Annotated in this window: 13 protein-coding genes; 8 read left to right on the forward strand and 5 right to left on the reverse strand. The window is 50.9% G+C overall.

What is annotated here, in order from left to right:
* Positions 1-23: 23 nt before the first annotated feature.
* A complete protein-coding gene (thrA, locus tag Q4E93_RS15505) occupies positions 24-2468 on the reverse strand; it encodes a bifunctional aspartate kinase/homoserine dehydrogenase I (protein ID WP_303586673.1) in 2445 nt (814 codons plus the stop codon).
* 352 nt (positions 2469-2820) lie between these two features.
* Between thrA and Q4E93_RS15510 the strand changes: the two genes are divergently transcribed.
* Complete coding sequence (locus Q4E93_RS15510) at positions 2821-5403, forward strand: phosphoenolpyruvate carboxylase (RefSeq protein WP_303586675.1); 2583 nt, start codon at positions 2821-2823, stop codon at positions 5401-5403.
* A 26-nt stretch (positions 5404-5429) separates the two neighbouring features.
* On the opposite strand, the gene Q4E93_RS15515 is transcribed toward Q4E93_RS15510, so the two are convergent.
* On the reverse strand, positions 5430-7376 hold the full coding sequence (locus Q4E93_RS15515) for a KUP/HAK/KT family potassium transporter (RefSeq protein ID WP_303586677.1): 1947 nt from the start codon (positions 7374-7376) through the stop codon (positions 5430-5432).
* 72 nt (positions 7377-7448) lie between these two features.
* Positions 7449-7802 carry a DUF7674 family protein gene (locus Q4E93_RS15520; protein WP_303586679.1) on the reverse strand — a complete coding sequence of 118 codons (354 nt, stop codon included), beginning with the start codon at positions 7800-7802 and terminating at the stop codon, positions 7449-7451.
* A 243-nt stretch (positions 7803-8045) separates the two neighbouring features.
* Here Q4E93_RS15520 and Q4E93_RS15525 point away from each other — a divergent pair, with 243 nt between their 5' ends.
* The 7 genes from Q4E93_RS15525 to Q4E93_RS15555 all read left to right on the forward strand — a co-directional run bounded on the left by Q4E93_RS15525 (position 8046) and on the right by Q4E93_RS15555 (position 13457).
* Entirely contained in the window at positions 8046-8600 is a 555-nt protein-coding gene (locus Q4E93_RS15525; protein WP_303586681.1) for an N-acetyltransferase, read from the forward strand.
* Positions 8601-8647: 47 nt separating this feature from the next.
* A complete protein-coding gene (locus Q4E93_RS15530) occupies positions 8648-8809 on the forward strand; it encodes a hypothetical protein (protein WP_303586684.1) in 162 nt (53 codons plus the stop codon).
* Between the two features lie 27 nt (positions 8810-8836).
* On the forward strand, positions 8837-9595 hold the full coding sequence (locus Q4E93_RS15535) for an outer membrane beta-barrel protein (protein WP_303586686.1): 759 nt from the start codon (positions 8837-8839) through the stop codon (positions 9593-9595).
* On the forward strand, positions 9580-9942 hold the full coding sequence (locus Q4E93_RS15540) for an outer membrane beta-barrel protein (protein ID WP_303586688.1): 363 nt from the start codon (positions 9580-9582) through the stop codon (positions 9940-9942). The genes Q4E93_RS15535 and Q4E93_RS15540 overlap by 16 nt, the downstream gene beginning before the upstream one ends.
* Positions 9943-10275: 333 nt before the next feature.
* Positions 10276-11697, forward strand: a complete 1422-nt coding sequence (locus Q4E93_RS15545; protein ID WP_303586690.1) for an outer membrane beta-barrel protein — start codon at positions 10276-10278, stop codon at positions 11695-11697.
* Positions 11698-11715: 18 nt separating this feature from the next.
* Complete coding sequence (locus Q4E93_RS15550; RefSeq protein ID WP_303586692.1) at positions 11716-12087, forward strand: hypothetical protein; 372 nt, start codon at positions 11716-11718, stop codon at positions 12085-12087.
* Positions 12088-12092: 5 nt separating this feature from the next.
* Positions 12093-13457: a sigma-54-dependent transcriptional regulator gene (locus tag Q4E93_RS15555; RefSeq protein WP_303586693.1), complete on the forward strand. Its 1365-nt coding sequence runs from the start codon at positions 12093-12095 to the stop codon at positions 13455-13457.
* A gap of 213 nt (positions 13458-13670) precedes the next feature.
* Here the strand turns inward: Q4E93_RS15555 and Q4E93_RS15560 are convergent, their stop codons facing one another.
* Entirely contained in the window at positions 13671-13997 is a 327-nt protein-coding gene (locus Q4E93_RS15560) for a hypothetical protein (RefSeq protein ID WP_303586695.1), read from the reverse strand.
* A 358-nt stretch (positions 13998-14355) separates the two neighbouring features.
* Positions 14356-15879, reverse strand: a complete 1524-nt coding sequence (locus Q4E93_RS15565) for an ammonium transporter (protein ID WP_303586697.1) — start codon at positions 15877-15879, stop codon at positions 14356-14358.
* Between the last annotated feature and the right edge of the window lie 101 nt (positions 15880-15980).

Genomic DNA, 15980 nt, shown 5'->3' on the forward strand with positions numbered 1-15980 from the left:
TGTTCGTGGTGCCTGGTTAGGGTTTAGAGTCTGGCGGCCCGGATGATATCCGCGAAGACGCCCGAGGCCGTCACTTCGGCGCCGGCGCCGGCTCCTTTTATCACCAGGGGCTGTTCCGTGTACCGATCGGTGTAGAAGAGGACAACGTTGTCCTTTCCGTACAGGTGATACAGGTCCTGCCGGGGATCGATGTGCTGAAGGCCGACAGACGCCTTGCCCTGCTGATAGCGAGCTACGAATTTCAGCTTTTTACCGGCTTTTGCGGCGGAATCATATAATGCCTTAAAATGTTCTTCTTCTCCGGCCATGGCTTTGTAGAAGTCTTCCACACTGCCTTTGAGGCAGGATTCGGGCAGGAAGGTGTTGTTCTCTATGTCTTCCATCTCCATCTTTTCACCCGCCTCTCTGGCCAGGATCATTATTTTTCTCATGACATCCGTTCCGCTGAGGTCCAGGCGGGGGTCCGGCTCTGTGTATCCTTCTTCCTGGGCCTGGCGCACCACGTCCGTGAAGGGTTTTTCTCCATTGTAATGATTGAAGACAAAATTCAGGGTTCCGCTTAACACTGCCTCGATGCGACCGACCTTGTCGCCACTGCGGAGCAGGTCGTTGAGCGTTCCGATGACGGGGAGGCCGGCGCCTACGTTGGTCTCGAAGAGGAAAAGGGAGTTATATTCGCGGGAGAGGTCTTTCAGGCGTCTGTAGTAGCCGTAGGGCGAGGAGCAGGCGATCTTATTACAGGCGACTACGGAGATGCTTTTCTGCAGAAGGCTGTCGTAGCAGGCGGCCACGTCCTGGTTGGCCGTGATGTCCGCAAAGACGGCGTTGCGCAGGTTCCTGGAAGTGATGCCTTCCACCCAATCCGGCAGGTTCATGGGGAGGCCGTCTTCCAGGGCTTGTTTCCAGCTGTCGAGGGGGATGCCATTGTCATTGAAGACCATTTTCCGGCTGTTGGCCAGGCCGATGACCCGGACCTGGAGGCGCAGCTGTTCCAGCAGGTAGGACTGTTGCTGCCGGAGCTGATCGATCAGGCGGCGACCTACATTGCCTGCGCCCGTGATAAACAGGTTGACCTGCTTGTAGGTGGTGGAAAAGAACTCTTCATGCAGGACGTTGATGGCTTTTTTCACATCCGCGGCGGCGATGACGGCGGAGATATTCCTCTCGGAAGATCCCTGGGCGATGGCCCGGACATTGACGCCGTTGCGACCCAGCGCGCCGAACATTTTGCCGCTGACGCCGGGGTGGCTTTTCATCTGGTCGCCTACCAGGGCCACGATGGAAAGGTGTTTTTCTATGATGAGGGGCTCTACCTTACCTGTTTCTATCTCATGGCTGAAGACATTGTCCACGGCTGCCTTGGCTTCCATTGCAAAAGCTTCTTCGACACCTACGCAGATGGAATGTTCGGAAGAGCCCTGGGTGATGAGGATGACGTTGATCTTTTCGTTGGAAAGGGCTTCGAAGAGGCGTTTGGAGAAACCGGGAATGCCTACCATACCGCTGCCTTCCAGGCTGAGCAGGGCGATCTTTCCGATGCTGGAAATACCCCGGATGCTGCTGCCATTGCGGAGGGTGCCGAATTCTATTACCGTGCCTGCGTCGGCCGGCGAGAAGGTGTTCTTTATCCGGACGGGGATACCTTTTGCCATCACGGGTTGAATAGTGGGGGGGTAGATCACTTTGGCCCCGAAATGAGACAGCTCCATTGCTTCCTGGTAGGAGATGTGTGGAATGACCTTTACGTTGGAGACCAGGCGGGGGTCGGCTGTCATCATACCGGATACGTCCGTCCAGATCTCTACCATAGCGGCGTCTGTTGCCGCCGCCAGGATAGCTGCCGTATAATCGGAGCCACCTCTGCCCAGGGTAGTGGTGATGCCTTTGCTGTCGGAGGCTATGAAGCCGGGGAGGATGAAGAGGTCACCTTTTGTCGTGTCGAAGAACTCCCGGATCTTTTGGTTGGTGACCGGGAAGTCCACGGCGGCATAGCCGAAGTGGGAATCCGTGCTGATGAGCTGCCTGGAATCTTTCCAGGTGTTGGGAATGTCCAGGGCATCAAACCTGGCAGAGATGATGAGGGAAGAGAGCAGCTCCCCATAGCTGACGATCTTATCGCGCGTGCGGTCCGACAGCTCGCTGAGGAGGAATACGCCGTTGCAGATGTCCTCGATCTCGTTGCATTTTGTTTTCACCTGGCTCAGGACGCTGCTTTGGCGGGTGAGGGGGAGGAGTTGCTTTACAGCCTCCAGGTGGCGCTGCTCCACTGCATGGAGGCGTTCTTTGTAGGATTCTTCTCCCGCGGCGGCGGACAGACCAGCCTGGATCAGCATATCCGTGACGCCGCCCAGCGCGGAAACCACGAGGATGGTCCTGTCGTTGGTCAGGGCCTCCCGCACCAGCTGAACGACCTTGTTTATATTTTCTGCGTTGGCTACGGAAGTACCTCCGAATTTTAAGACCTGCATATTGTTGGATTGTGAATTGAAGTAGATAAAAAAAGACCTTTCTTACGTTTGACAGCTTGGTGAGAAGCCCATGTTGTAATATGGAAATTGACAACCCTTAACGGGTTGTGGAGGTTGTTGTGGAGGTAATAATAATCGTAACTTGCGCAGCGGATACACCACGGGCGACGGTAGCTGAAGGAGAAATAATATGGTATTTGTAAGGTATCACCTCGGGCGCTAAGGTAGGGATTGTTCGTTGTAAAACAAGGAATCAGCTATTTTTTTGATGAAAATAAAGTAATTTCGGCTCTTGGTTGTAATTATTGCTGCCTGTGTCAAACTTCTTTGAACATTTATTAAAAACTAACTAATGAGCATTCAGTCTTCTCAAGGATTGCAGCAATTCAAGAACCTGGTCGGGATCAAGTTCCAATTGTATAACAGTCTTTTCACTTCCCTTCCTTTCCACCGTATTGAGAAGACGGGAATCCTGTTATCGCTGCTGCTGACGATCTGTGAGGATGGTTATAAGAAGAAGCAGAGTCCTGAGGAGATCATGGAAGATTTCTTCCGGAAGCATACTGCATTTACGGGGGAGCGGGAGAAAGCGGATATCCTTTTCCGCTTTGTGCAATACGTGGAGCGGCAGATCGTGCTGTTCGATGCGCTGGAGGATGCGGCTTTCCGGCATGTCAATGACATGGGCGGCGCCGGCACGTTAAAGCACCTTATTTCGGAAGTGCTGCAGACGAACAAGGAGGAGGAGCTGACGGATAAATTGAAGGATTATTCGGTGAGGATGGTACTGACGGCGCATCCAACGCAATTTTATCCCGGTCCGGTGCTGGGCATCATCAATGACCTGTCCAGGGCAGTCATAGAGAACAATGCCGCGGATATCAACCTGTACCTGCAGCAATTGGGTAAGACCCCGTTCCTGAAAAAGCAGCGGCCTACTCCTTTTGACGAGGCAGTCAGCCTGATATGGTACCTGGAGAATATTTTCTATCATGCCTGCGGGAAGATCATCGCCATGCTGCAGAACCAGTTCCCGCATGCGATCGACAAGCGCAATGCCGTGATCAAGATGGGTTTCTGGCCCGGGGGCGACCGGGATGGGAATCCATTTGTAAAGGCTGACACCACCTTAAAGGTGGCGGAATCCTTGCGTGGCGCCATCATCAAATGTTATTACCTGGACGTGCGGCGGCTGAAGCGCCGGCTGACCTTCAAGGGTGTGGATACGATCATTGCGGACCTGGAGCAGAAGCTCTATAACAACATCTTTGTTCCTGATCATAAGGCGGAGCTGCACAAGCAGGAGATCCTGGATCCTCTGATCCAGATACGGGAGATCATCATTTACCAGCACAATAGCCTGTTTGTCCATTTGGTGGACAACCTGATCGGGAAGGTGATGATCTTCGGGCTGCATTTTGCGACGTTGGATATCAGGCAGGAGAGCACCGTGCATGGGACGGTGCTGGAGGCGGTTGCGGCCAGGGAAAAGCTGGTCCCCGAGCATTATGGTTCGTTGACGGACGTTGAGAAAATGGAGGTGCTGACGGGACTTGGCGGCGGCGCTGCAAACCCCGGACTCTATGAGGATGCCCTGGTGAAGGATACGCTGGAAACCATTGCCGGCATCAGGACCATACAGCAATACAATGGGGAGGAAGGCTGTAACCGATATATCATCAGTCAATGCAACAGCGCTCTGAATGTGCTGGAAGTGTTCGGGCTTTTTCTTATCAGCGGGTGGAAAAAGGAAAAGCTGGCCGTGGACATCGTACCGTTGTTCGAGACCGTGGATGACCTGCAGCATGCAGCCGGCGTCATGCGGCAGCTTTATGAGAACAAGGTGTATAACAAGCATCTGCAGGGCAGGGGCCGTACGCAGACGATCATGCTGGGATTTTCAGATGGCACGAAGGATGGGGGATACCTGATGGCGAACTGGGGGATCTATAAGGCCAAGGAGGAACTGACGTGCATATCGAAGGAGTTCGGCATCGACGTGGTGTTCTTTGACGGCCGGGGCGGTCCTCCTGCCAGGGGGGGCGGCAAGACCCATAAGTTCTATGCTTCCATGGGAAAGAATATCGCCAATAAGCAAATACAGCTGACCATCCAGGGGCAGACCGTCAGCTCAAATTTCGGAACGATCGATACGGCCCAGTATAATATCGAGCAGCTGTTGCATGCCGGGGTGTCCAATGACCTGTTCTCATCCAAAGAAATTACGTTGCAGAAGGACGAGGAAGAGCTATTGCAGGCTTTATCCCTGGAAAGCTATAAGGCTTACTCCACTTTGAAAGAGCATCCTTACTTCCTGCAATATCTGAACGAGGTGAGTCCGCTGAGGTTTTACAGTGAGACGAATATCGCCAGCCGGCCTTCCAAGCGGAAGAGCTCGGGCCGATTGGAATTAAAGGACCTGCGGGCCATCCCGTATGTGGGCGCCTGGAGCCAGCTGAAGCAGAATGTCACGGGGTATTATGGTGTAGGGAAAGCGTTGCAGACGCTGGACAAGCAAGGAAAATGGAAAGAGGTGAAGCAACTCTACGAGAACTCGCCCTTTTTCAGGACTTTGCTGGACAACTGCGAGATGGCCATGAAGAAGTGTTTCTTTCCACTGACGGAACATTACTCCCGTCATCCTGTATATGGAGAGATTTGGACGCTGATCTATGATGAATTCGAGCTCACGCAGAAGTATATCTTCAAGTTGTCGGGAAAGAATGAGCTGATGGCAGACTATCCTGTAGAGCAGCTGTCCATCCAGATGCGGGAGCGGATCGTGCTGCCCCTGAGCACTATCCAGCAATATGCGCTCACGAAATTCCAGCAGCTGGAGAAGAGCGGGGATAACAAGCCGATGAAGGAGGTGTATGAGAAGCTGATCATCCGGAGCAGCTTTGGGATCATCAATGCGGCGAGGAATTCGGCGTAGGGCCAGTTGATCCTGAGGATCATTGGTTACTCCCTGACAATGGGAGGATGTATCACCGGGGCAACCACTACAGGATATTTTTCGATGGTGACATTGCTCCGGTCGAGACCGAAATTGACCGTCTCCTTGACACTCACATATTTTAAATTAAAATAGCTGTGCATCAGGAATCGCTTCCAGAACGGCAGATCGTTTTCGAAAGAAAGAAAGGGATCCATGATCAGAAAACGAAAATCCCCAATCATGCTTTCCTGGTAAGTTTGCTCGTATCTTTCTGAAAGGTCCACTTCCTTATTTTTGACCATGTCTTTTACCACCCGCCCGAAATAATAATCGATGCGGGGTTCGACCCGAAACCCCAGATTGAATGTGATGAAATAGATGTCGTTTGGAACGATTGTTTCCACATGATATCTCAATGCATACGGCTCATCCAGCACATTCACATGAAGGAACCAGTATATATCCGCCCGTTTAGGCGATTTGGAAAGGATGGAATCGATAGCCGACTTTTCGATCATTTTTGAAGTGCCGGAGGAGGTGAGGTATACCAGGTTGGTCGCATATTTCGGGATATGTGCATCGGCGCTCAGGCGTTTCAGCAATTGGATATATTGTTCGCATGGCACGAGACTGATCATCGCATTCTTTATCCTGCGACCTTTATACCATACGAACATGATCCCGAACAGGCAGGACCCGATGACCAGGGTAAGCCATCCACCGTCCTTTATCTTGCGGAAATTGGCAATCAGAAAAGACAGTTCGATAAAGAGAAAAAGGCTGGTAATAGCCATTACGGCGAGAAAAGGCACTCTTTTAGCACGGAGGTAGAAATTGATCAGCACGGTACTCATGAGCATGGTCAGGGTCACACTTAAGCCGAAAGCCGCTTCCATCCGGGTAGATTCCCGGAAATATAACACCATTCCAATGCAACCGGCCATAAGGAACCAGTTGACAAAGGGGATGTATATCTGTCCTTTAATGTTGCCTGGAAACAGCACGCGGTGTCTCGGCCAGATATCCAGCCGTATCGCCTCATTGATGAGGGTAAAACAACCGCTGATCAGCGCCTGGCTGGCGATGATGGTTGCGAGTGTTGCAACGACGAGTGACGGCCGGTAGATAGCCTGCGGAACGATGTGATAAAAAGGACTGATGATACCGGTGTAGCCGCCTTTGTGCTGTAAAAGCCAGGCGGTCTGTCCGGCATAGCTCAGGATCAATGTGATCTTGATATATATCCAGCTTACCCGGATATTATTCCTGCCGCAATGTCCCATATCACTATACAGCGCTTCGGCACCTGTAGTACAAAGGAAGATGCTTCCGAGGAGCCAGAATCCTCCTGGTGAATGGCGCAACATGGTATAAGCATAGTAAGGGTTCAGTGCTTTGAGCACTCCCGGAGTGTCCTTTAAGGCCATTGTTCCCAATATGCCAATGAAGGTGAACCATACGACCATCACCGGACCGAATATCTTGCCGATCTTATCTGTTCCGAACTGCTGGAACAGGAACAGGATGATCAATATAACGATGACGATCCGTTCCGTTTGCAAATGGGGATCGATCGCCTGCAGACCTTCAATGGCAGAGGCCACCGAAATGGGTGGTGTGATAATGCCGTCGGCCATTAAGAAGGCGCCCCCGGCCATAGCAGGAAACAATAACCAGCGCCCGGAGAACCGGCGTATCAGGGCATACAAAGAGAATATCCCGCCTTCCCCTTTATTATCCGCCTGGAGCGTAATGATAACATATTTCAGTGTCGTTTGAAAGAAAAGGGTCCAGAATATGGCGGATAGGGATCCGAGAGCGATGTCTTCTGTGATGACACGGTCATGGAAGACTGCGTTCAAGGTATATAGAGGGGAAGTGCCAATGTCACCGAAAACAATACCTGTAGCCAGCAGAATTCCGGCTGCGGAAATGCGCTTATGAAATGAAGCCGTAGAAGTTGCATCCATATCTTGGTTAAAAGGGTTGGCTTGTTGCGAATATACTCAAAAGTTGCTGATGCAAGCGCTCAGGCGGCTTGCTTAGTCTTTCGAACTGATCACCTGTTGCAGGTATAAGGCATATAGATCTGACGGCATAAAGGATTGCACCATTCTCCATTCCACGATATTACAGAGCATCCTGATCGAAGAAAAGGCAAAGATAAAAACATTTTCCACCGCATTTTTTACCAGGATATTTCCTTTGTTGTAGATCTTTTCTACCAGGGACATACATTTTTTTACTTCTCTGAAATTGTGTTCGAGCGCCATGCGCTTTGTATAATCAGTTAGCACGTGCATTGAGTCGTAGATGTGCTGCCGATGGGTAAGCTCACTTCTCAACTGAGGCAAGGTACAGGTGATATAAGCGGGTACTTCAAGTTCATCTATCATATGCTTAGGATTTGGACTTGATAGGCAAAAGAGGTGCCCGATCGGCGGGCACAGATATAACTGCAAGACAATAAAGGTTTTGGGGGGCGCCGCATTACGATTTGCAGCCGGTGTGCACTGCGCCGGAATGGAAAGGGTTTTTCAAAAAGGAAGGGGGCGGCAATTGTACTATGATTGGATTTCAATGACTTATGAATAAGGAATGAGGTTTGGTCAATTGAGATCAACCATAAAACTTTAAAAATGGAAGCAGAACCGGAGATTATAATACGTGTTGCCGTGCCGGCCGATGTAAAATATGTATACACGATCCTTTCCGAGATGGAGCGTTCGGCCCGCGAAAGGGGGACGGGTATTGGAAAACGGAGTCCTCAGTCCGTATGTCATAAGATCTATGACGGGCATGCTGTGATAGCATTTACGCGTCTGGGTGAGTGGGTTGGTTTTTCATATATCCAGCCCTGGGGTGACGGTGGATTCGTATCCAATAGCGGGCTGATCGTGGCTCCAGCTTATCGCGGATTGCATGTCGCAGCCAGGATCAAGGAATTGGCCTTTGAGCTTTCCCGAAGACTGTATCCCCAGGCAAACATCTTCAGCATTACAACGGGGGCAGCGGTTCTTTCTCTGAATCACCATTTGGGATTCAGGCCAGTGACCTATGCAGAGATCACGGCTGATCCGGCATTCTGGGATCAGTGCAAGGCATGTGTCAACTATCCCTTGCTGGAGGCGAAAGGGAGGAGGGTTTGTTTATGCACGGCGATGGTATTTGAGCCAAAGAAAATGGCAATTTAAAAAACAATGGTATGTAAGCGGGGAATGATCAACATTCTTTATCGTCCGTGGAGAGCCAGGAGTGGAAAGTGGATATTATTGAAATTAGACGTGTGCAGGAACAGGCGCTTACGTTGTGCGACTGTCTGCTGCAGATGGATGGGAAGCGGAGTGTATTTGATCTGGCGAATGCCTGGGATAAGGCAGGAAGGGCGGACCTGTCAACATGAAAATAATCACACAAAAAAAATGACCGAATGAAAAAATTTATTATTGGATGTGCTATTTTAGTTGGCGCAGCATCGAAAGTACAGTCACAGGATACCACAGCCCCGAAAATTCCTTTTGACGGGATAGAGACCAACTGGCAGAACGGAAGCGATCGCAGGGATTCTTCGATATTTCATGGAAAGTATTTTATTCCTACTGTCATGGTGGATATCAACTATACGCATTCATTTAATCGTCCCAATGACAATACGGTGGTGGGGTCTACGGCGTTGGCGCGTAACAACGAGGTACAGTTGTCGCAACTGAGCTTTGGGGGTGATCTCAACTATGAGAATGCGAGAGCGAGATTCCTGATGCAACTGGGTACGCGGACACAGGTGGTACCGAGGAACGACCTGAGCCCTTACAGAGGGCAGTATAAGCTAGCGGATGTATACAGGTACTTAAGTGAGGCTTATGTCGGTTATCACTTTAACAAGTGGTATGGGATCAATGTGGATGCCGGACTCTTTATGTCGTATATCGGACTTAACAGCTATTACCAGGTGGAGAACTGGGATTACCAGGCTTCCTTTACATCGGATAATACACCCTGGTTCTTTAATGGAGTGAGGATACAGCTATTCCCGTCCAAGTATCTCAAGATCGAGCCGTGGATCATCAATGGGTGGCAGAGCTATGGCAAGTTCAACAGCATGCCGGGACTGGGTGCGAATATCACCTGGAATCCGACCAGCAGCTTTAAGCACAGAACAAATTTGCATGGACGGTGGGCGGAGGTGTGATGACCAACCCGGGCAGATACCTGGTGCTGTATCCTACAGGGCAGGCCAGTCCGTTGCCAGATCCTAACAACCCTGCACAGACGGAAGGTAGATATCCTTTCAGCGCCAATCCGGGAGATCAGTTTAAAGGTTGGGACTGCAGCACCAACCTGGACTGGATGCCTAACCAGAGTTTCCTGTTTAGAATGGAGTATGTGCACCGGCACGCGAGCGTACCTTATTTTGCCGGTGCGGGCGGGGTGACGTCTCAGACCGGATATTCGACGACGGCATTGGATCCTAACTGGAGGCCTGACCTGGTGAAGTCGGAGGACAGGATCATATTTGCGGTGTTGTTCAGATTATGATGATGCCGTAGTGTTTGTAAAGTATAAAGGAGGCCGTTTTCACGGCCTCTTTTTGTTTGGAGCGGTTAACCATGCATTAACAATTTTTTCACCGGACTGAAAAACAGATCGCCGGCAATTTCCACTTTGGAAATTTTATTTTCAAAGTGACAATATTTTACGTGGTGCGCATCCAGCTTCCATCATGGCTATAAATTTTTAAAAACGTTGACGAGCATAGCGTTCCACGTGGTTAAGCCTGGTCTGAATCCGGCTATGGTACACAATTCGCCCTTATAGGGCACGACGGATAGAATCCGGACGATGCAATTGTTTACAATTTAAATTCAGACTATGCTTAAGAGATCAATTGTTTGTTTTAGTATGTTGTTCCTTTTTCATGAAGGGAAAAGCCAGGATACTGCTGCGCATGCCAGTGATCCGTTTGCTTTCGGGGATTTTACGTGGCTGAACGGTACGAGCCGGAAGACTAGTCCCCCTGCTTTCGACTCCAAATATTTCACCGGGGATGTGACCATCGACCTGAACTATTCGCATTCCTACAACCATCCTTTGGACAATACGGTGGTTGGGAGCACGGCGCTTGCCCGGAACAACGAGCTGCAGCTTTCTTTCATGGGTGTGGGCGGAGATATCCATGTGAACAATGTGCGGGGGCGGGTGATGATGCAGTTCGGCACCCGTTCGACGGTGGTGCCCCGTAACGACAATAGTTCTTATAAGGGCCAGTATGACCTGCAAACCATTTACCGGTATATCAGCGAAGCTTATGCGGGATATCATTGGGATACCTGGCATGGCATCAACCTGGATGCGGGCATCTTCATGTCCTACATCGGGCTTTTCTCCTATAATAATTTCGAGAACTGGGGATATCAGCCTTCCTATACATCGGACAACACGCCCTGGTTCTTCAATGGCCTGCGGCTGCAGACATTTCCCACGGACAAGCTGAAGCTGGAATTCTGGCTGGTGAATGGCTGGCAGACCTATGGCAGGTTTAATCATTCGCCCGGCATGGGAGTCTCCGTTTATTACAGGCCGAAGGAGACGGTGGATTATGTGTTCAATAATTATTACGGGAAGGATGATCAAGGCGCGCCGGGCAGATATCGATTCCACAGCGACAACAGTTACCAGCTGCGTTATCTGAACCGGAAGCATGGGTTTATCACTAAGGCGGCATTTTCGATCACGGGGGATTTCGGGTTTGAGAATGGGGATGGCGTGACGCCTTTCGGGAAGACGGATGGCAAGACAGGTGTGAAGCTGCCGGCGCAGAATTTCATCTCGGGGATGATCTACAACAGGCTTTGGTTGGGGGAGAAGCAAAAATTCGCCTGGACGATCGGGGGTGGATATATGCACAATCCGGGGCAGTACCTCGTGCTGGCGCCTACGGGTTATGCGGATACGCTGTTCCAGCAGCAGACGGGGCCGGGGTCAACTTTCAATGCGTGGGATTATTCGACGTCGATCGATTATATGCCTAACCAGAACCTGACGCTGAAGCTGGAGTTTGTGCACAGGGCTGTTGCGGAGCTTGGCGCTGCGCCGGGCACGACACCATTAAAGGGATACTTTGCCGGTCCGGGCGGTGTGACATCACCATCGGGATATACGAATACGGGAGGGTATACTTACACCTCCAGCGGTGCTTCGGTGGCGCCGCCATTGAGCAGTTGGGGCGGCTGGATGCCAGACCTGGCCAAGTCGGAATCGAGGATCGTACTTGCTGTTATGGTAAGATTTTAAAAATAAAAATTAAGGTATATGAGAACATTCATGATGTTGTTATTGGGTATTTGCCTGTATGGCGGCATTGCAAAGGGACAGGATATTCGCAAGGTAGGCAAGGAGAAGTTCCGGATCGTCGATACGGCCGGGTTCTACCTGTACAGTATCAACAAGCTGGTCCAGGGCGAGAAGATCGCGCGACCGGAAACGGTTTATTATTTCAGTATCGACCGGCAATCTCCTGTCATGGAGCTGACGGTAGCCAACCTGGAAAAGGCTTTTGCGGGCAATGCGAAGTTCCGCTATTCGATGGAAGCCGAATTTCGGAGTGACAAGCAGCTGATGGCTTATGACAAGCAGCTGAAAGTTTATAAATTAAAGTATCTGTATAGTCAGTCTTCAAAATAAAGCATATGGCGGCGGCAGGAAATATTCTCGTGGTGGATGATGAAGACAAGCTGCGGGCGTTGTTAAAGAGGGTTATTTCGCTGGAGGGTTATGTGGTGCATGAGGCGGTTGATTGCAAGAGTGCATTGCGGATATTGCGTAAGGAGGATATAGATGTCGTTATCTGTGATGTGCGTTTGCCTGATGGTAATGGCGTAGAGCTTACCCGGAGCATGAAGGTGAGGAATGCGGAAGTCGAGGTGATCCTGTTGACCGCCCATGCCAAAGTCCAGGATGTCGTGCAAGCCATGCGATCAGGGGCATTCGACTATATAGTAAAGGGAGATGATAACAACAGATTGTTGCCTCTGATCGCTCATGCCATGGAGAAGGCCCGATTGCAGAAGAGGGTATCGCGGTTGCAGGAGCAGGTGGCGCATGCTTTCAGCTTCGACCATATCATTGGAGAGTCAGCTGCGATCCGGGAGACGATAGCGATGGCACGAAAGGTGACTGCTTCGGACACGACGGTCTTATTGCTGGGTGAAACGGGGACGGGGAAGGAGCTATTTGCGAAGGCTATTCATGCCGGCAGCGGGCGGGCATCTTTTCCATTTGTGGCGCTGAACTGCAGCTCTTTTTCAAAAGATTTGCTGGAGAGTGAATTATTCGGGCATAAGGCAGGCGCTTTTACGGGGGCGTTGAAGGACAAGAAGGGGTTGATCGAAGAGGCTTTTGGAGGGACCTTATTCCTGGATGAGATTGGGGAGATGCAGCAGGATCTCCAGGCGAAATTATTGCGCGTGCTGGAGGCCAGCCAGTTTTTCAAAGTAGGAAGTACGGTGCCTACTACTGCGAATGTGCGGGTGTTGTCGGCTACCAACCGGAATTTACCGAAGCAGGTGGAAGAGGGGATGTTCCGGGAAGATCTTTTTTACCGATTGAATGTTTTCACGGTGGAGATACCGCCGTTGAGGGAACGTGCAAAGGACATACCATTACTGGCGGAGTATTTTATGAAGCTGTTTGCGGACAAATTGAACAAGCAGGTGACCGGGATGAGCAGGGAGTTCCTGCAGGTGCTGGAGCGGCAGCCCTGGAAGGGGAATATCCGGGAGCTGAAGAATGTCATTGAAAGGGCGGTCATCCTTTCGGATGCGGAGGAACTGGGTATTGATACGCTTCCGGTGATCTGGGCCATGGAGTCGCCTGGGATACAAGCTTTGCAGGCTTTCGACCTGGCCAGCGTGGAAAGGCGGCATATACAGCGTGTGCTCGATCATACCGGTGGCAATAAGGTAGCTGCGGCGAAGCTGTTGAACATCGGATTGACGACCGTGTACCGGAAGATGGAGGAATACGGGTTGAACGGGACTTATCCGGAGGAGTGAGCAACCTGGAGCGTTCGCATTTATTTGAAAAGCAAAAGGAGCACATTGTTATGCGCTCCTTTTTTTTGTAGTCTATGCTATTAATTAATGTGCGGCTCTATTTTGTGATTTTACCAGGGGAGCCAGCAACAGGACTAGTAAAGCTGCAAATGAAATAATCGTTGTCATGATGTTTAATTTATAGATTTTATAGATAAAGATTCAAGTTTAGCATTAGTTAAGCTCGGCATACCGGATCAACTGGTCCTTGTCCGTCTCATGGAAGATCTGCTCGTAGCGGGCATTAAATTCCTTTTCCAGGGAAACGATGACACTGTTGAGGTGATTTATATCATCTGAAAGATGCTGGGTTGTAAGGAATTTACTGGATGCCGTGAGCGGGCTGGTCTTTCCGGAAATCGTATTGGACAAGCTTTTTTCCAGTCTAACGATGTCTTCTCCTACGGTGAACGGGCTATCGGAGATGAATACTTTTTTAATCTCTCCGGGGTGAACATCGTTCTTCCATGCGATCAAACGATGTTTAAGATCCTGATGCATATTTTTAACGGGTTTTATTAGTAATGCTCTGTAATATGACGTAAAGTTAGGAGGAATATTGTTCAGATTGCGTGATGCCGGGGATGCTGCTGTCGGCTGAAGCCCTTTGCTGTAAAGGGTTTCATGCGATGGAGTGAATGTAAAGTGCGAATTTTTGGATGGAGTTGATATGGAAAAGGGGGGTATAGTTTTTAAAAAACCATTTATTTCCGGAAGTTGGAGGGACGTGGGGAAGGGAATAAGGGATGTTTAATACATGTTTTATTTGGATAATATGATGGAAAAATTCTTGAAAATATTTTGTTAATAAACGAAAAAACCCGGGCAAGCCCGGGTTTTTGATATCGAAATGAAAGATCTAAGCCTGAGAGGGGTATGCTTCGACGCCGTGTTCGAACATGTCCAGGCCGCCGGGTCCTGTTTCACCTTCGGGTTCGACGCGGAGTTTCCAGGGGTAGGGTAATTTGTTGACTACCCACATGAGGATAAAAGCGACGATGAAGGTGGCGATGGTGACGACGGCGCTGCCGATGACCTGGGCTTTCAGCACGCCGATGCCGCCGCCGTAGAACAGACCTGCAACGGGTGCGGAGTTGTCGGCGCCGGTGGGGCCAGTTGCTCCGTATTGGCCGCTGGCGAAGAGGCCGAGGGAGATGGTTCCCCAGATGCCGCAGAAGCCGTGTACTGCTACGGCTCCGATGGGGTCATCGATACGCAAGTATTCCAGCAGGTTGATGGCTAGCCAAACCACTATGCCGGCCACAAGGCCCAGTATGATGGCGCCGAAGGGGGACACCCAATAACAGGGACAGGTAACGGCTACAAGGCCGGCGAGGAAGCCGTTGGTGGTATATCCCAGGTCGAACTTGCCTTTTGTATCACCGAACCAGAGGGCTAAGTACATCGCTCCGATGCCGCCTCCGCAGGCTGCCAGGGTGGTGTTGGCTGCTACGCGGCCGATGCCTTGCATATCCATGGCGGAGAGCGTGCTGCCCGGGTTGAAACCGTACCATCCGAACCAGAGGATGAAACCGCCTACGGCGGCTACGGTCAGGTTGTGTGGTGCCGGCATGCCGCCGCCGTCCCGTTTGAAGACGCGGCCCAGGCGAGGTCCGAGGACGATGGCGCCTGCCAGGGAGATGACGCCTCCGATGGTGTGTACGACGGTGGATCCTGCGAAGTCACGGAAGCCATTGCCCAGGTTGGGTAAGAAGTGGTCCTTCGTACCCATGAGTGCCAGCCAGCCATCGGGACCCCAGCACCAGTGACCCACGATGGGATAGATGAACCCTGTGACGCCGATGCTGTACAGGATATCGCCGCGGAAGCTGGTGCGGCCGATCATGGCGCCGGAAGTAACGGTGGAGGTAGTGTCGGCAAAGGCGAATTGGAAGATCCAGTGTGCCAGCAGCGGTATACCTGTGGCTTCGTAGGTATCCGGCGCTCCCTGCAGGAAGAACCAATGGGTGCCGATGAAGCCGTTGCCTTCGCTGAACATAAAGGAGTAGCCGATGGCCCAGAAGAGGATACCGCAGATGCAGGTGTCGAAGATACATTCCATCAATACGTTGACGGTTTCTCTTTTGCGTGCAAAGCCTGCTTCCAGGAATACGAAGCCGGGCTGCATTCCAAATACCAGAAAGGCTGCTACCAGTGTCCAGATGGTATTAGCCGTATTCATGAAAGTTGTCTCGTGCGGTGTCCAGGTTGGCGCCTGTGCGTGGGCGGGTGTGCCCATAATGATGGCAGGCAGGAATCCTATGGCCACGAGGACCAGGAACAGGCCTATCATCTTACCGGCAAACATGCCTCCGGCAATGCGCCACTTGTCTTTTTTTGATAACTTGACCATGACTGGAAGGGTCCCAGTTCCTTCCATCATGAGCCTACCTTTAATAAAATTGGTTACTCCCATTTTGCTTTGGTTTTTTTATTTGTGAATGTTTAGCTGGTTGTTTCAGGCATATAATAAGGTGTTAACAG

The sequence above is a fragment of the Flavitalea plasmicola genome (assembly GCF_030546645.1).
GTDB lineage: Bacteria > Bacteroidota > Bacteroidia > Chitinophagales > Chitinophagaceae > Puia.